Source organism: Neisseria sicca, from assembly GCF_017753665.1.
Classification (GTDB): Bacteria; Pseudomonadota; Gammaproteobacteria; order Burkholderiales; family Neisseriaceae; genus Neisseria; species Neisseria flava.
In genome coordinates this window covers 678,706-694,989 of record NZ_CP072524.1, presented here as the reverse complement: position 1 = coordinate 694,989, position 16,284 = coordinate 678,706, and the positions used below count along the sequence as shown (strand labels likewise).

Annotated in this window: 14 protein-coding genes and 2 pseudogenes; 6 read left to right on the top strand and 10 right to left on the bottom strand. The window is 51.2% G+C overall.

The features are described from left to right. Positions 1 to 88 precede the first annotated feature (88 nt). From J7445_RS03290 to J7445_RS03275, 4 genes are all read right to left on the bottom strand, one after another. Complete coding sequence (locus tag J7445_RS03290) at positions 89 to 2,569, bottom strand: glycogen/starch/alpha-glucan phosphorylase (protein ID WP_070656096.1); 2,481 nt, start codon at positions 2,567 to 2,569, stop codon at positions 89 to 91. 211 nt (positions 2,570 to 2,780) lie between these two features. Then, complete coding sequence (gene glgX, locus J7445_RS03285) at positions 2,781 to 4,781, bottom strand: glycogen debranching protein GlgX (protein ID WP_070656095.1); 2,001 nt, start codon at positions 4,779 to 4,781, stop codon at positions 2,781 to 2,783. A 179-nt stretch (positions 4,782 to 4,960) separates the two neighbouring features. Continuing rightward, complete coding sequence (locus tag J7445_RS03280; RefSeq protein ID WP_070656093.1) at positions 4,961 to 6,016, bottom strand: HlyD family secretion protein; 1,056 nt, start codon at positions 6,014 to 6,016, stop codon at positions 4,961 to 4,963. Between the two features lie 20 nt (positions 6,017 to 6,036). Further along, a complete protein-coding gene (locus tag J7445_RS03275) occupies positions 6,037 to 6,708 on the bottom strand; it encodes a TetR/AcrR family transcriptional regulator (protein ID WP_070656091.1) in 672 nt (223 codons plus the stop codon). A gap of 129 nt (positions 6,709 to 6,837) precedes the next feature. Between J7445_RS03275 and J7445_RS12435 the strand changes: the two are divergent. Beyond that, positions 6,838 to 6,945 (top strand): annotated as a pseudogene (locus J7445_RS12435) (IS5/IS1182 family transposase); the annotation flags it as partial. 277 nt (positions 6,946 to 7,222) lie between these two features. Here J7445_RS12435 and trpD read toward each other — a convergent pair. From trpD to J7445_RS03260, 3 genes are all read right to left on the bottom strand, one after another. Continuing rightward, complete coding sequence (trpD, locus tag J7445_RS03270) at positions 7,223 to 8,257, bottom strand: anthranilate phosphoribosyltransferase (RefSeq protein ID WP_070656089.1); 1,035 nt, start codon at positions 8,255 to 8,257, stop codon at positions 7,223 to 7,225. Positions 8,258 to 8,324: 67 nt separating this feature from the next. Further along, entirely contained in the window at positions 8,325 to 8,915 is a 591-nt protein-coding gene (locus J7445_RS03265) for an aminodeoxychorismate/anthranilate synthase component II (RefSeq protein WP_003767156.1), read from the bottom strand. 14 nt (positions 8,916 to 8,929) lie between these two features. Beyond that, positions 8,930 to 9,265, bottom strand: a complete 336-nt coding sequence (locus J7445_RS03260) for a hypothetical protein (protein WP_003767144.1) — start codon at positions 9,263 to 9,265, stop codon at positions 8,930 to 8,932. A gap of 142 nt (positions 9,266 to 9,407) precedes the next feature. Between J7445_RS03260 and J7445_RS03255 the strand changes: the two genes are divergently transcribed. Further along, the gene (locus J7445_RS03255; protein WP_070656087.1) at positions 9,408 to 10,286 is read left to right on the top strand and encodes a cupin-like domain-containing protein; all 879 of its coding nucleotides are present in this window, start codon (positions 9,408 to 9,410) and stop codon (positions 10,284 to 10,286) included. Positions 10,287 to 10,352: 66 nt separating this feature from the next. On the opposite strand, the gene J7445_RS03250 is transcribed toward J7445_RS03255, so the two are convergent. Then, on the bottom strand, positions 10,353 to 10,814 hold the full coding sequence (locus J7445_RS03250; protein WP_070656085.1) for a DUF4124 domain-containing protein: 462 nt from the start codon (positions 10,812 to 10,814) through the stop codon (positions 10,353 to 10,355). Between the two features lie 22 nt (positions 10,815 to 10,836). Then, positions 10,837 to 11,031, bottom strand: a complete 195-nt coding sequence (locus J7445_RS03245; RefSeq protein WP_003742028.1) for a hypothetical protein — start codon at positions 11,029 to 11,031, stop codon at positions 10,837 to 10,839. Positions 11,032 to 11,129: 98 nt separating this feature from the next. On the opposite strand from J7445_RS03245, the gene J7445_RS03240 reads away from it, so the two are divergent. Both J7445_RS03240 and J7445_RS12430 read left to right on the top strand, forming a co-directional pair. Further along, positions 11,130 to 12,758, top strand: coding sequence for an ABC-F family ATPase (locus tag J7445_RS03240; protein WP_003742029.1), 1,629 nt, complete (start codon positions 11,130 to 11,132; stop codon positions 12,756 to 12,758). Between the two features lie 98 nt (positions 12,759 to 12,856). Next, positions 12,857 to 12,967: pseudogene (locus J7445_RS12430) on the top strand (IS5/IS1182 family transposase); the annotation flags it as partial. 308 nt (positions 12,968 to 13,275) lie between these two features. Here J7445_RS12430 and J7445_RS03235 read toward each other — a convergent pair. Beyond that, positions 13,276 to 13,857: a superoxide dismutase gene (locus J7445_RS03235; RefSeq protein WP_003777725.1), complete on the bottom strand. Its 582-nt coding sequence runs from the start codon at positions 13,855 to 13,857 to the stop codon at positions 13,276 to 13,278. 167 nt (positions 13,858 to 14,024) lie between these two features. Between J7445_RS03235 and dnaB the strand changes: the two genes are divergently transcribed. Together dnaB and J7445_RS03225 are read left to right on the top strand one after the other, a co-directional pair. Next, entirely contained in the window at positions 14,025 to 15,431 is a 1,407-nt protein-coding gene (dnaB, locus tag J7445_RS03230; RefSeq protein WP_070491795.1) for a replicative DNA helicase, read from the top strand. A 157-nt stretch (positions 15,432 to 15,588) separates the two neighbouring features. Then, positions 15,589 to 16,281 carry a GspH/FimT family pseudopilin gene (locus J7445_RS03225; protein WP_070656675.1) on the top strand — a complete coding sequence of 231 codons (693 nt, stop codon included), beginning with the start codon at positions 15,589 to 15,591 and terminating at the stop codon, positions 16,279 to 16,281. Positions 16,282 to 16,284: the final 3 nt, after the last annotated feature.

Sequence of the window (16,284 nt, the reverse complement as noted above, 5' to 3'; positions counted from 1 at the left end):
GAGCCTCTCTTAAAATATTACACAATAAAAAACAGCCGATATTTTCCCATATCGGCTGTTCCTGTTTACTGCTTAATCGATATCCACTTTATTGGTGTTTAGGCAGCTCTTTCAAAGTCAGCGGCTTGATGTACCAAATATCGCGGCAGTAGTCGGCGATGGAGCGGTCGGACGAGAAGAAGCCCATATTGGCGATGTTGATCAAAGCGGATTTACGCCACGCGGCAACATCGCGGTAGTGTTCGTCCGCTTTGTATTGCGTGTCGATGTAGCTGCGGAAATCTGCCATCAGTTGATAGAAATCGCCGTAAGGTTGCAGGACGTCGTTGTAGCGGTTCGGTTCTTCCGGTGAGAACGTACCGTTGCTGATTTGGTTGACGACGCGGCGCAGGTCGTTGTCGCGCTCGATGTAGCTTAACGGGTCGTAACCGTTGCGGCGGATTTCTTCCACTTGCTCGACGGTGTTACCGAAGATAAAGCAGTTGTCCGCGCCGACTTTTTCCAGAATTTCGACGTTCGCGCCGTCCAGCGTACCCATGCAGAGCGCGCCGTTGAGGGCGAATTTCATGTTGCTGGTACCGGAAGCTTCCGTGCCTGCCAACGAGATTTGTTCGTGCAAATCGGCGGCGGGGATGATGATTTGGGCGAGGCTGACGCTGTAATTCGGGATATAGACGACTTTAATCAGGTCGCGGATGCGTTCGTCGTTGTTGATGGTTTTCGCTACGTCGTTAATCAGGCGGATGATTTTTTTCGCCATGTAGTAGGCGGATGCGGCTTTACCGGAAAAGATGAAGACGCGCGGCTGCCAGTCGAAATCCGGGTTTTCCAAGATTTTGTTGTAGCGGTCGACGATGTGCATCAAATTCAATGCTTGGCGTTTGTATTCGTGGATGCGTTTGATTTGAATGTCAAACAGCGCGTCCGTGTTTACTTTGATGCCCAATTCGGTTTCAATGTATTTGGCGAGGCGTTCTTTGGCAGCTTTTTTCACGGCACCAAATTCTGCCTGTACTTCCGCATCGTCTACTTTTTCATTGAGCTTGGTCAGGTTGTCCAAATGCAGACGCCAGTCTTGTTCGCCCAAATGTTTGTCGAGGAAACGGGTCAACTCGGGGTTGGCAATGTTGATCCAGCGGCGCGGGGTTACGCCGTTGGTTACGTTGGTAAAGCGTTCGGGGAACACTTTGGCAAAGTCGGCGAAGATGGAAGTGGTCATCAGGTCGGAGTGGATTTTCGCCACGCCGTTGACTTTGTGCGAACCGATGACTGCCAGCCATGCCATGCGGACGCGGCGGCCGTGGGTCTCATCAATGATGGATACGCGGCGGACAAAGTCGTCGTCGAAATTGCCGATGGCGCGCAGGGCGTTCAGGAAGTAGGCGTTGATTTCAAAGATGATGTCCAAATGGCGCGGCAGCAGACGGCCCATCAAATCAACCGGCCAAGTTTCCAAGGCTTCGCTCATCAGGGTATGGTTGGTGTAAGAGAAAATCTTACAGCACATATTCCATGCTTCGGTCCACGCGATGCCTTCTTCGTCAATCAGGATGCGCATCAGCTCGGGAATCGCCAGCACGGGGTGGGTATCGTTCAGGTGGATGGCGACTTTGTCGGCAAGGTTTTTGATGCTGGGGAAACGGCATTTGTGGCGCGCCACGATGTCTTGTACGGATGCGGAAACAAGGAAATATTCCTGTTTCAGGCGCAGTTCGCGGCCGCTGTCGGTGGAGTCGTTCGGATAGAGGACGCGCGAGATGTTTTCGTCGCTGTTTTGCGCGCGGACGGCGGATGCGTAATCGCCGCGGTTGAAGTCCGACAAGTCGAAGCGGTTTCCGGCGTGTGCCGTCCACAGGCGCAACGGGTTGGCGATGTCGCCGCCGTAGCCGGGGATGATTTCATCGTATGCCATCGCGGAAATCTCTTCGCTCGGATGCCATTCTTTTTTATCACCCATATTGATGACTTGTCCGCCGAAGCTGACGGCATATTGTTTGTTCGGACGGCCGATCTGCCATGCCAAATCTTGGTCGAGCCACAAATCGGGTTTTTCGACTTGCTGACCGTCCACGATTTCTTGTTTGAACATACCGTATTGATAGCGGATACCGTAGCCCATGGCGGGAATACGCAAGGTGGCGAGCGAGTCGAGGAAGCAGGCAGCCAAGCGACCCAAACCACCGTTGCCCAAGCCGGGGTCTTGTTCTTGTTCGCAGACATCGGCAAACTCTTTGCCCAATTGTTTGAACGCCTCTTCAAATTCGGCATAAACGCCTTCGTTAATCAAAGCGTTGACGAAGGCGCGTCCCAACAGAAATTCCATGGAAAGGTAGTAAACCATGCGTTTGCCATTGTCGATGTGGGCGCGGCGGGTTTGCAGGAAATCTTCGGCAATCAGGTCGCGCGCGGCAAGCATGGCGGCGTTGAGCCATTGGTGTTCGGTCGCCTCTTTCGGATCGACGCCCAAAATGAAAATCAATTTATAGACGATCGACTTGCGGATGGTTTCGGCATCCGGTTTCGGCATGACATAATCAAAACCTGAAATGGGTTGTTTTTTCTTAGCCATGATAGCCTTTCTCTGTTGAGGATGGGGTGATGAAGCGGGGAATTTATCGGTTTGTGTATTTATGACGGTCTGAGGTCGTCTGAAAAGCCGTATGCCTTTATGTTCCGTTAAGCAAGTCAATCAGGTAAATTTATTACTCATCTTCGGCATTATAACTGAGGCAGTGTAAATAATAGGGTTTCTCTGAAAAACATCCTATTACTGACATATGTCATATATTCGGCGATGTATTTTTACGCTGCAAAATCCAAATACCCATATGTTCAACTGTCAGTTTGCCGTCCTGATTGTAATTAAACTTCTCAGATGGTACGCAAGAAAGCTGCCAACTTCCTTGAGGCAGGTTAAATATTTGTTGACTACGTTTGGCGTTGATCAACAGCAGCCATTCATTGTCCAAAACGATCTGCATGGCTTTTGCGCTGCGATTGTGCCAACAAAGCTCGCTCATCGGTTCGCCTTCCGCATTGAGCCAGCCGACGCGCTCTTTTTCCCACCAGACGTCATCGCCCAGTAATTTAATTTCTTGACGCAGGTGGATTAAGTCCCGCGTATAGCCTCGCAATGCTTCATACGCCTGCTGCCAATCCAGCCAAGTTATCGGGTTGTCCTGACAGTAGCTGTTGTTGTTGCCCTGTTGGCTGTTGCCGAACTCGTCGCCCGCCAGCAGCATAGGCGTACCGTTGGCAAGGAACAGCGAGGCAAGCAAGGCTTTGGCGGTGTAGGAGCGGTCTTCCAAAACCGCCGCATCTTCGGTTTCGCCTTCGATGCCGTGGTTGTAGCTGATGTTTTCGTTATGCCCGTCGCGGTTGTCTTCGCCGTTGGCATGGTTGTGTTTTTCGTTGTAACTGACCAAATCGTGCAGTGTGAAGCCGTCATGCGCGGTGATGAAATTGATGCTGGCAGAAGGATGGCGACCGCTGTGGTTGAAAATATCAGACGACCCTGCCAGACGTTCGGCAAACGCACCCAAATTGCCGCTTTCCCACACCCAAAACGCGCGCATATCGTCGCGGAAACGTCCGTTCCACTCAGCAAAAGGCTGCGGGAAATTGCCCAAGTGATAGCCGCCTTCGCCGATGTCCCACGCCTCGACAATCAGTTTGCAGCATGCCAACACGGGGTCTTGGTAAACCACCTGAAAAAAGCGTCCGTAAGCCTGAAAATCGGGTTCCCGCCCCAATACCGTTCCCAAGTCGAAACGGAAACCGTCCACATGAAATGTTTCCGCCCAATAACGCAGGCTGTCCGCCGCCCAACGGGTTACGTCGCGGCGGACGATGTTCAACGTATTGCCGCAGCCCGACCAGTTTTCATAGCTGCCGTCGGGCTTCAGCCAATACCACAAAGCATTGTCTATGCCGCGCTGGCAAAGCATCGGGCCTTTTTCATCCTGCTCGGCGGTATGGTTGTACACGACATCCAATATCACTTCCAAGCCCGCCTGATGCAAGGCTTTGACCGCCTGCTTCAACTCTTCCGCTGCGCATTCGGCATCGGCGGCATAAGACGGCTCGACGGCAAAATGGGAATAAGTGTTGTAGCCCCAATAATTGCTCAAGCCCATTTTTTGCAGGTGGTATTCGTCCAAATGCTGGTGTACCGGCAGCAGCTCGACGGCGGTAACGCCCAAAGTTTTCAAATAATCAATCACGCGCGGATCGGTCAGCGCTTGATACGTTCCCGCGTGTTCCAAATCGGGGAATTGCTTGGTAAAGCCTTTCACATGGGCTTCGTACACTATCGTCCTGCCCCACGGATGGTTCGGACGGCGGTCGTCGCCCCAATCGAAATCATCGTCGCCCACCACCACGCTTTTAGGCGCCACCGCCGCATTGTCCCGCTCGTCTTCCGGACGAAACCATGCCATTTCCTCATCATCCTTGTAACTTGGTTTGCCGTCGATTTTTTTGGAATACGGGTCAATCAACAATTTGTTCGGATTGAAACACGAGCCGCCCGGCGAATCAGCGCGTCCGTAAACACGAAAACCATACCGCTGCCCTGCCCCGACTTCCGGCACAAAGCCGTAAAACACCGACCCGCGCCGCGAAGGCATTTCCAAACGGGTTTCCCCTCCCTTGTCAAAGAGGCACAGCTCGACTTTTTCGGCATGAATGGAAAACAGCGCAAAATTCGCCCCTTCCTCAGTCAGCGACACGCCCATCGGATAAGGCGCACCTTCTTCAATGCGCCATGCTTTGGTTTTCATTTTGTTTGTCCTGATTTGATGGAGACGCGTTGGTCTGCGCTTCCAGATATGTGTTCTTTTTATAGTGGTGATGCTTAAAGGGAAAGAGGTCGTCTGAAAAGCAAAATCCCGTTTTCAGACGACCTCTTTTAGCCATAAACCTTTGTTTTCATATCAAGGCCGTCCGAATCCGTCAGATGCTAATTCGGCAACCTCACCGCCAGCTCGGCGGGCCATGCCCCTTTGTCGTCGGTTTTCACAAAACCGTTGCCCGTCAGTCCGCCTTTCAGCAGACGGTTGTATTTCACCGCCGTCTCACGCGGCACTTGCAATTTCACTTTAAACATCAGCTTCGCGCGTTCATCGACCGTTTCCACCGACTTGGGCGTAAACTGGGCGTCCGTCGCGATAAATTTGATTTTGGCGGGGAACACCGCGTCAATGCCGTCCAAACGGATACGCGCATCGTCATTGACTTTCAGACGACTCATGCTGTCGGTCGGCAGGAAAATATTCATCGAAACATCGGCAGGATCAAGCAGGCTGACCACTTTCGAACCCGCCGCGACCACGTTGCCCGCTTCCGCAATGGTGTATTCCACCCTGCCGGCTATCGGTGCGCGGATATTCATATCATCGTTGGCGGATGTGGCCGCTTTGACTGCCGCCCTCGCCTGTTCGACACCGGCGCGCGCTTCCGCTTGTGCGGCGGCACTTTGCGCCACCGTCGCCCGCGCTTCGTCCCGCGCCGCTTCTGCCGCTTTGACCGCCGCGACAGCACGCTCATAATCCGCCTGACGCTTGGTAACTTCCGATTGCGACACCAGCTGGTCGGCAAGCAATTTGCGTGCATTATCCAGCTCCATTTTCGCCACGCGCAGCTGCTGCCTGTTCGCGTCCACATTCGCCTGCGCGCGCGCAACCGTCTGTTTCATCTGCGCTTCGGCAGCTTTGGCGCGCCCAACCGCCTCTTCTTGCCGCAATTCCGCCGCCCGCGCTTCTTCCAAACGGCTGTTGCTGGTTTCAGACGACAGTTCCGCCAGAATATCGCCCTCTTTCACGTCTGCGCCCTCTTCCACCAGTACCGCCTTCACCCGCCCCGGATACAGGCTGGCGACATCAATGCGGTTCAACTCCAGCCGCCCGTTGGATTGCGCAATCCATGCGGGCAAAGTTTCTTTTTGGTTTTGAAGGACATACCACGCGCCGCCCGCAACCAGCGCGACGGCAAGAGAAGCAATAACAGCTTTTTTCATGTTGCGTTACACCTTAATCGTCAAAACGGACGAGCCTTAGGACGGTATTGCGGAAACAGCGCGGCAAACGCCCAATCTATCCTTTGGTGGATGGACGAATCAGTCAGCAAATCGTCATGCCGCCCGTTCATCTCCTCGGTCAGTATCCCCAACATACGGTAGCGCGTGTTCATAATCATCGGCGAAATAACCGCGCCGTTGAGAAACTCAAACTGGTTCAACAATTCCAATTCCGGCACATCTTCCCTGCCGTTGCACTTCTTGATATGCCGAATCATCCCGCAGGCAAGCATCTTATGCTGCTTTTTCAACGCTTTGGTAATCAAATCCACGCCTTCTTCGCTGTCCAGCAGCATCCTGTGTATCCACGCCAAATGCTCGCGTATCGTTACCGCCAGCCGCCAGACAATCTGATACAGCCGCTCCGTATCTTCGATATTTTGGGCAAAATCGAACGACACCCGCCCCAAAGCCCGATTGCTGTACTCAATCAACATCGCCTTCACAAATTCGTCTTTATCGGCAAACATCCTGTTGAACGTTTCCAAATTCGAATTCAAATGCTCCGCGATCGCCTGCTCGGACAGCCGCTTGTAGCCGCATCTGGGATAAAAATGAATGCCTGCGGAAATAAATTGCGCACTGGTTACACCGTTCATTATCTTCACCTCATCTGCCTGTATTGTTGTCATAGGACAAATATCCAAGACTCAAATGAAACAAAAATCTTCTGAAATATCAGGCTGTCTGCGGACGCTGCCGTCAACCGTCAACGCATCATCCCAACCCTGCCCGATACAAATGCCAACCAACTCTTATTTTATAGTGGATTAAATTTAAATCAGGACAAGGCGACGAAGCCGCAGACAGTACAGATAGTACGGCAAGGAGAGGCAACGCCGTACTGGTTTAAAGTTAATCCACTATATAAAGCACGCAAAACGCCCCGACTCAATCATCCGGTCTGTTTTTTTATTTCACTATATAACAAACCGCCCCCGCCTTCAATGCAACCACATTCCCAATTATCATTAAAATCCGATAGTTAAATCTGATTTAAGAGGATATGGGTCGTCTGAAAAAACGGTTTCAGACGATTTGAAGGAAGCATCAACATAAATAAACGCCTTATCAATATCCGAATATTCGAGAGTTGCTATAAAAAATCGTCTGAAAACTGGCTTCCCGTTTTCAGACGACCTTTGCTTACTCTTTGGCAAATTGCTGCGTAAAGCGGACAAATTCTTCTTTTTTCGCTTTTGCCTTGCCTGAATCGATGGCTGCTTCGGCGGCTTTGACACCGTCCGCCAACGAAGGCACGACATTGCCGGCATAGAGCGCGGCGGCGGCGTTGAGCAGGACGATGTCGCGTGCCGCACCATGTTTGCCGCTCAACACTTCATCCATTTTTTCCAAAGACTCTTGCGCGTTGGCGACTTTGATTTCGTCCAAATCGCGGCGGATTTCGATACCGAAATCGGCGGGGCTGATGTCGTATTCGCGGATTTCTCCGTCTTTCAGCTCGGCAACGCGGGTTTTGCCCGTCAGCGTGATTTCGTCCAAACCGCCTTTGCCGCACACGACCAAAACGTGTTTGGAACCAAGCTGTTTCAATACGCGCGACAGGATGCCGCATAAATCAATGTGGAACACGCCCAAGAGCTGGTTTGGCGCGCCGGCAGGGTTGGTCAGCGGTCCCAAGATATTGAAAATACTTCTAAACCCGAGTGAACGGCGCACGGGCGCGACGTGGCGCATCGCGCTGTGGTGGTTTTGGGCGAACATAAAGCCCAAGCCTGTTTGACGGATGCTTTCGGCGACTTGCTCAGGCGTAATGTTCAATACCGCGCCCATCTGCTCCATCACGTCCGCCGCGCCGCTGGACGAGGAAACGGAGCGCCCGCCGTGTTTGGCGACTTTCGCGCCTGCCGCCGCCGCGACAAACATGGAAGTCGTGGAAATATTGAAGGTTTTTGCACCGTCCCCGCCCGTACCGACAATATCGACGAGGTCGTCTGAATTTTTCAGCGGCACTTTGGCGGCAAATTCGCGCATGACGGCGGCGGCGGCGGTGATTTCCGATACGGTTTCGACTTTAATCCGCAATCCGGTCAAGATGGCGGCGATTTGTTCTGGCGGCACCTGCCCGCTCATAATCTGGCGCATCAGGTCGGTCATTTCGTCGTAAAACAATTCGTTGTTGCTGATTAAGCGTTCGATGGCTTGTTGCGGTGTAATCATGGTTCAATCCTTTTTACGGGTATTTTTACGTCAAACGTCGTCTGAAAGTTTTCAGACGACGTTTGGTTTAAGCAGCGGACGCTTGGAAGTCTTTAAATTCTTCCAAAAAGTTTTTCAACATATCGTGTCCGTGTTCGGTCAACAGGGCTTCGGGGTGGAACTGCACGCCTTCGACGGCGTATTCCTTGTGCCGCACGCCCATGATTTCCTGATCTTCCGTCCATGCGGTGACTTCCAAACAATCGGGCAGCGTATCGCGGGCGATGACAAGGCTGTGATAACGCGTGCAGGTAACGGGATCGGGCAAATCTTTAAACATGCCTTTGTTCAAATGGAACACGGGCGAAACTTTGCCGTGCATCAGCGTTTTTGCCCGCACCACATCCCCGCCGAACGCTTCGCCTATCGTCTGATGCCCGAGGCACACGCCCATAATCGGCAGCTTGCCGGCGAAATGGCGCATGGCGGCGACGGAAATGCCCGCCTCTTTCGGCGAACAAGGACCCGGCCCGATAACGAGATATTGCGGTTTCAAAGCTTCGATTTCTTCAAGCGTAATATCGTCATTGCGGCGGACGACGACTTCCTGACCGAGTTCGGCGAAATATTGGACGATGTTGTAGGTGAAACTGTCATAGTTATCAATAAACAAAAGCATGGGGGTACGGCCTTTTAGGGTTGTTTGACGGCGGCAATGTTTTCGGGCGAATTGATAAACGCCCACATCTGCTCTTCGGTTCGGAAAACGCCGTTACGGACAATATAATGCAGCGGATGCTTAATCAGCGCATCCGCTTTGCGGACAAATACACGCATATTGCTGCTGTTTGCCGCCATTTCCAACACTTTGGCGGCAAAAGCGGGGCGGTGCAGCTTGTCGTGCATCAGCGGATGGCGGGCGATGTATTCGTTCAGAGGCTTGCCGCTGCTGTGGAAGTCGGTGTGCAGCGGGTCGAGGAATACAATGAAAAAAGGCATTTTGCCCAAATAATCGTCTGCATCGTTCATAAGCGTTTCGGACGGAATATTTATATCGCCATAATATCACAACCACGATTTTTGATTCGAATCAGGTCGTCTGAAACATCGCTTGCCACCTTCCGAGGTATCCACTTAAAATCAGTCTTACATTCCAAAAAGAGATTTGCTTATGGGTTTCAAACTTACTCCGATTGATGTTGTAGAAAACATCAGCCGCGAAGATTTTTATCAAAACTATCTCAAGCCCCGCCGTCCTGTCGTGATCAAAGGACTGACCCGCAACTGGCCCGCCCGCGACAAATGGTCGCTGGACTATATGAAAGAAACCGTCGGCGATATCGTCGTTCCCTTGTACAACAGCGCCAAAGCCGACCCTTCCGCGCCGATTAACGCCGCCAGCACAGAAATGCGCTTCAGCGACTATATCGATCTGATCAAACGCGAGCCGACGGATTTGCGGATTTTCTTATTTGACCCCATCAAACACGCTCCCGCCTTGCTGAACGATTACGTTTTCCCCAAAGAGCTGATGGGCGGATTCTTAGACCGATACCCTACCCTGTTTTTCGGCGGTGCAGGCTCGGAAACCTTCCTGCACTACGACATCGATATGGCGCACATCTTCCACACGCATTTCGGCAAGAAACACATCATCTTGTTCGATTACAAATGGAAAGAGCGTCTGTTCCGCATTCCTTTCGCCACTTACGCGCTGGAAGACTACCACGTTGACAATCCCGATACGGAACGTTTCCCCGAACTTGAAGGCATCGAAGGCATCGAATGCTTCCTTGAATACGGCGACACCCTGTTCATGCCGACCGGCTGGTGGCATTGGATGAAATACCTTGACGGCTCATTCTCCATCTCCCTGCGCGCATGGGATGAAAGCTGGTCGGTTAAGGCGCATAGCCTGTGGAACCTGACCGTACAGCGCAAGTTCGACGACTTCATGAAAGCCCGCTTTAAAGCACGCTACATGAATTGGAAAGAACAGCTTGCCTGCAAACGCGCCCGCCGCGCATGGGAACGCGGCATGCCTCGTTAAAACAAACCTAAAGGTCGTCTGAAAACGGTATTTCAGACAACCTTTTTATTGACATCTTTTCCTCCATCAATACTCAGGCATCATCTCACCTTCTCCGCCCATGCTATTTGCTGCATTAACCCGCTCCTGCGCAGCTTTCACTTGATTTTCCAGACTCTTAATCCGTTCTTGATAGCGGGCGTAGTTGCGCTCGTTGCCATAACGAACCTGTTTGCCCTCTTCCAGATTTTTCTGTACCTGAGCCAATTCATTTTGCGCCGAAGATGAGCTGGGCGTTGCACCTGCCGGTGGAGGTGGCATTTGTTCGGAAGGAGAGTTTCTTGAAGCAGCGCTTGCTGATGCCGAGTGTGCAGACGGTGCGGCGGAGGTATAAACCGAAGGTCTGCCGATATTGCCCGGTTTGCAATTTTTGCCGCCGGTCTGCGTATAGGTTTTACGCCCCGATTTGTCGATACATTCAAATACGGGAGATGCTGTTGCTACGGCTGAAAATGCGAGCAGTAATGTGCTTAAAATCAATTTATTCATTGTTATACCTTTCATCAAATCATCAAAACCATATCCACCACACCACCAAAGCAATGATCATCACCAAATTGGCAATAATAATCGGCTTCCATTGCCGAGGTGCGTGGCGTAATTCTGCGCCCGAACGTGTGCGGCGGATGTAGAAAAACGGACTGAGCAGCATGGATGCGGCGCACAACAGAATAATCACGGCGTAATAGATTTTTTCGGTTTCCATTTCCTCCGCCCCGTTTCAGACGACCTATACAAAATATGCTACAATCGCCGGCGATTATAACACCCTGTTTATCTATATTTATAAAGGTTTTACCAATAATGATTTCTACCAACGGCATTACCATGCAGTTCGGCGCGAAGCCGCTGTTTGAAAACGTATCCGTCAAGTTCGGCGAAGGCAACCGCTACGGCTTGATCGGCGCGAACGGTTCGGGCAAATCCACCTTCATGAAAATCCTCGGCGGCGATTTGGAACAGACAGCGGGCGAAGTCGCGATTGAAAACGGCGTGCGCTTGGGTAAGCTGCGCCAAGACCAGTTTGCCTACGAAGACATGCGCGTGCTGGATGTGGTGATGATGGGGCACACCGAAATGTGGGCGGCGATGACCGAACGCGACGCGATTTACGCCAACCTCGAAGCCACCGAAGACGACTACATGAAAGCCGCCGAACTGGAAGCCAAGTTCGCCGAGTACGACGGCTACACCGCCGAAGCGCGCGCCGCCGAACTGTTGAGCGGCGTGGGCATTTCCGAAGATTTGCACAATGCGACCATGGCGGAAGTCGCCCCGGGCTTCAAGCTGCGCGTATTGCTGGCGCAGGCCCTGTTCTCCAAACCTGATGTTCTCTTGCTTGACGAGCCGACCAACAACTTGGACATCAACACCATCCGCTGGCTGGAAGGCGTGTTGAACCAATACGACTCCACCATGATTATCATCTCGCACGACCGTCACTTCTTGAACGAAGTCTGCACACACATGGCGGATTTGGACTACAACACCATCACCATCTACCCGGGCAACTACGACGACTACATGCTCGCCTCCGCCCAATCGCGCGAACGCGCCCTGAAAGACAACGCCAAGGCAAAAGAGAAACTGCAAGAGCTGCAAGAGTTCGTCGCTCGCTTCTCTGCCAACAAATCCAAAGCCCGTCAGGCAACCAGTCGTCTGAAACAGGCAGACAAAATCAAAGCCGAAATGGTCGAAGTCAAGCCTTCCACCCGCCAAAACCCGTATATCCGCTTTGAAGCCGATGAAAAAGCCAAGTTGCACCGTCAGGCGGTAGAAGTCGAAAATCTCGCCAAACGCTTTGAAACCCAGTTGTTCAAAAACCTGAGCTTCATCCTTGAAGCAGGTCAGCGACTCGCCATCATCGGCCCCAACGGCGCGGGTAAATCTACCTTACTGAAACTCCTTGCCGGCGCGTTCAAACCCGAATACGCCGAAGGTATCGCCCCTGATGCAGGCACCATCAAATGGGCGGAAAAAGCCAACGTCGGCTATTATCCGCAAGACCATGAAAACGACTTCGATGTCGATATGAACCTGAGCGAATGGATGCGCCAATGGGGGCAGGAAGGCGACGATGAACAAGTCATCCGCGGCACTTTGGGGCGTTTGCTCTTCGGCAGCAACGACGTAGTAAAAAAAGTGCAAGTTCTCTCCGGCGGTGAAAAAGGTCGTATGCTCTACGGCAAGCTCCTGCTGCTGAAACCCAATGTGCTGATTATGGACGAACCGACCAACCACATGGACATGGAAAGCATCGAATCGCTGAACATGGCGCTGGAAAAATACAACGGTACGCTGATTTTCGTGTCGCACGACCGCCAGTTTGTCTCCTCGCTCGCCACACAGATTATCGAGCTGGACGGCAAGGGCGGTTACGAGCACTATCTGGGCGATTACGAAAGCTATCTGGAGAAAAAAGGCTTGGCTTAATGACTCCGTTTTAATCAATATTTAAAACACCAACGTCGTCTGAAAGAGATAGTCTTTCAGACGACGTTTATTTTTTAAAATCCGTTTATAAAGTGTTTAAACAGTTGTATAGTGGATTAAATTTAAATCAGGACAAGGCGACGAAGCCGTAGACAGTACAGATAGTACGGCAAGGCGAGGCAACGCCGTACTGGTTTAAAGTTAATCCACGATAAAACATCAACGTCGTCTGAAAGAGACAGTCTTTCAGACGACGTTTATTTTTTAAAATCCGTTTATAAAGTGTTTAAACAAGTTGCATCTGCTTCGGTTGCCTATGGCAGAATCAAGTAGGCATATATCGTGTTACCAAACTTGTGCTGCCATTCCTCTTATTGCCAGCCACTAATCCAAGTTTTTGAAGTTTCGTCCATTTTAAACATTTCTAAAATAACGGGGAAATTATAAGCAACAACAAAAGGTCGTCTGAAAACCCAAATCCAAGTTTTCAGACGACCTTTTCATATCAACCGATTATTTAAGCAGCAAAGCGTTTGGCGACTTCGTCCCAGTTGACGATTTCCCAGAAACCTTTCAGGTAGTTGGGGCGGCTGTTGCGGTAGTCGATGTAGTAGGCGTGTTCCCATACGTCACAGGTCAGCAGCGGAGTGTTTTCAGTGGTCAGCGGAGTGGCCGCGTTGGAAGTGGAAACCAAATCCAATTCGCCGGCAGGGGTTTTCACCAGCCATGCCCAACCGGAGCCGAAAGTACCTGCCGCGCAAGCGGAGAATGCTTCTTGGAATTTCTCGAAGCTGCCCCATTTGGCGTCGATGGCGGCGGCCAGTTCGCCGGAAGGTTTGCCTTGACCTTTAGGCGTGAAACCCAGCCAGTAGAAGGTATGGTTCCAAGTTTGCGCTGCGTTGTTGAACACACCGCCTGAAGATTTTTTCACAATCTCTTCCAAAGGCAGGTTTTCAAATTCGGTACCTTTGATTTGATTGTTCAGATTGGTGATGTAGGTTTGATGGTGTTTGCCGTAGTGGAACTCCAAAGTCTCTTTGCTCAGATGCGGGGACAATGCGTCCAGTTCATAAGGCAGTTGTGGCAGCTTATGTTCCATTTTAGTGCTCCTAAATTATTTTATATGATTGTATTTTGGTAGTGTCCGCTGCTCGGGATAAACCGAACAGCATCGTTATTTTACCTGCTTTAAATCAGGAAAACCAATTAAACTTGCGCTGCGCTATAATAGCAGATTCCAATTTCCATTCATTTAGGATTGCCGCCATGAACGATTATCCCGATACGTCGTCTGAAGACCGCGAAGTCAGCGCGTTGTCGCTGCCGCCGCATTCTATGGAGGCGGAGCAATCCGTTTTGGGCGGTCTTTTGCTTGAGAATTCGGCTTGGGACAGAATCGCCGATGTAGTTACCGGTGAAGACTTCTACCGACACGAACACCGCCTGATTTTCCGCACCATCGCCAATCTGATTAATGAAAGCCGTCCTGCCGACGTGATTACCGTTCAGGAAAGTTTGGAGCGCAATGAGGAACTAGAGGCGGCGGGCGGATTCAATTACCTGATTACTTTGGCGCAAAACACGCCGTCCGCTGCGAATATACGCCGCTATGCCGAAATCGTGCGCGAGCGTTCTATCATGCGCCAACTTGCCGAAGTCGGTACTGAAATTGCCCGTAGTGCCTACAATCCTCAAGGCAGGGATGCCGGGCAGCTTTTAGATGAAGCGGAAAACAAGGTGTTCCAAATTGCAGAAAGTACGGCTAAATCCAAACAGGGCTTTCTCGAAATGCCTGCGCTTTTGAAGGAAGTAGTCGAGCGCATCGACATGCTTTATTCACGCGATAATCCGGATGAAGTTACCGGTGTGTCAACAGGGTTTATCGACTTGGATAAAAAAACCTCAGGTCTCCAGCCCGGTGATTTGATTATTGTGGCAGGTCGTCCCTCTATGGGTAAAACTGCCTTTTCCATCAATATCGCGGAACATGTTGCCGTAGAGGGCAAGCTGCCTGTCGCCGTATTTTCGATGGAGATGGGCGGCGCGCAACTGGTGATGCGTATGCTGGGTTCGGTGGGCAGGCTTGATCAGAGCGTTTTGAAAACGGGCAGATTGGAAGATGAACACTGGGGTCGTCTGAATGAAGCTGTGGTCAAGCTTTCCGATGCGCCTATGTATATTGATGAAACACCGGGCTTGACCGCACTCGAATTGCGCGCCCGCGCCCGTCGTCTTGCGCGCCAGTTCAACGGAAAATTGGGCTTAATCGTTATCGACTACCTGCAATTAATGGCAGGATCAGGACGTTCGGACAACCGCGCCTCAGAACTCGGCGAAATTTCGCGCTCCCTCAAAGCCTTGGCGAAGGAGCTGCAAGTGCCCGTCATTGCCTTGTCGCAGTTGAGCCGTACCGTAGAACAGCGCACCGACAAGCGCCCAATGATGTCCGACTTGCGGGAATCCGGTGCCATCGAGCAGGATGCGGACCTGATTATGTTTATGTACCGCGACGAATACTATAACCAAGAATCGCCCATGAAAGGTCTCGCGGAATGTATTATCGGTAAACACCGTAACGGTCCTGTCGGGAAAGTATTCCTCACTTGGATGGGGCAATTTACCAAATTCGACAATGCAGCCTACATTCCCGAATCCGCATTGATGGAAGATTGAGACAAATCAGCCTAAAAACCAAGCAAATTTCATATTTTATTAGGCAATTCATCCCAATATCGTTTAGAATGAGCCAAACCGCATAATTACCGGCGATAAAAACATTCTAAGCCGGATGATAAAACACATTACTTAACTCTAGACGTTTTTACCACTCATGTACGCACAACAAAAAGGTTTTACCTTAATCGAATTGTTGGTCGTGATTGCTATTACCGCCATCATGGCCACTATCGCCCTTCCCAATATGAGCGAATGGATTGCCTCCCGCCGCGCTGCCAGTCAGGCAGAGCAGGTGGCAAACCTCTTGCGTTTCGCACGAGCCGAAGCAGTCCGTCTCAATCTCCCTGTCTATGTCTGTCCCGTAAAAATTAGAAAACACGGTCTGGCTGACGGTACATGCGACAACAGCCAAAAAAGCAGCGGCCTGCTCGCCTATGCCGATAAAAACCGAGACAAAGCCTATAAGAATGACACAAGCGATATCTCCCTGCGCTCCATAGTCCTCAATGGTACCGACCCTGCCAAAGTTTCCCATACATTCCAACACGTCGCATTTGGAAAAGATAATGCCGATGACGGTGAGGCCGTATTTTGGTCATTTATGCCCAACGGCACATTCGGCTATACCACCTCTAAAACACTCGATAAATCAACGACTTTCAAATACGCCGACGGTTATATCAAGATTAGTATGACTGATAAAGCCGCAACGACCGAAGAAACCAAAAAATCCCGCGCCAGTATCGTCCTTATCGACAGCAGTGGTCGCGTCGAAATCTGCGCCAAATCAGATTCGCGCCCCCTTTGCCAATATTCAGAATCTCAAAGTCCCGAACCCAAAAAATAAAAA

Excerpts from the sequence above, each read along its gene's own strand:
- J7445_RS03290 (WP_070656096.1), bottom strand. The coding sequence starts at position 2,569 with ATGGCTAAGAAAAAACAACCCATTTCAGGTTTTGATTATGTCATGCCG.
- glgX (WP_070656095.1), bottom strand. The coding sequence starts at position 4,781 with ATGAAAACCAAAGCATGGCGCATTGAAGAAGGTGCGCCTTATCCGATG.
- J7445_RS03280 (WP_070656093.1), bottom strand. The coding sequence starts at position 6,016 with ATGAAAAAAGCTGTTATTGCTTCTCTTGCCGTCGCGCTGGTTGCGGGC.
- J7445_RS03275 (WP_070656091.1), bottom strand. The coding sequence starts at position 6,708 with ATGACAACAATACAGGCAGATGAGGTGAAGATAATGAACGGTGTAACC.
- trpD (WP_070656089.1), bottom strand. The coding sequence starts at position 8,257 with ATGATTACACCGCAACAAGCCATCGAACGCTTAATCAGCAACAACGAA.
- J7445_RS03265 (WP_003767156.1), bottom strand. The coding sequence starts at position 8,915 with ATGCTTTTGTTTATTGATAACTATGACAGTTTCACCTACAACATCGTC.
- J7445_RS03260 (WP_003767144.1), bottom strand. The coding sequence starts at position 9,265 with ATGAACGATGCAGACGATTATTTGGGCAAAATGCCTTTTTTCATTGTA.
- J7445_RS03255 (WP_070656087.1), top strand. The coding sequence starts at position 9,408 with ATGGGTTTCAAACTTACTCCGATTGATGTTGTAGAAAACATCAGCCGC.
- J7445_RS03250 (WP_070656085.1), bottom strand. The coding sequence starts at position 10,814 with ATGAATAAATTGATTTTAAGCACATTACTGCTCGCATTTTCAGCCGTA.
- J7445_RS03245 (WP_003742028.1), bottom strand. The coding sequence starts at position 11,031 with ATGGAAACCGAAAAAATCTATTACGCCGTGATTATTCTGTTGTGCGCC.
- J7445_RS03240 (WP_003742029.1), top strand. The coding sequence starts at position 11,130 with ATGATTTCTACCAACGGCATTACCATGCAGTTCGGCGCGAAGCCGCTG.
- J7445_RS03235 (WP_003777725.1), bottom strand. The coding sequence starts at position 13,857 with ATGGAACATAAGCTGCCACAACTGCCTTATGAACTGGACGCATTGTCC.
- dnaB (WP_070491795.1), top strand. The coding sequence starts at position 14,025 with ATGAACGATTATCCCGATACGTCGTCTGAAGACCGCGAAGTCAGCGCG.
- J7445_RS03225 (WP_070656675.1), top strand. The coding sequence starts at position 15,589 with ATGTACGCACAACAAAAAGGTTTTACCTTAATCGAATTGTTGGTCGTG.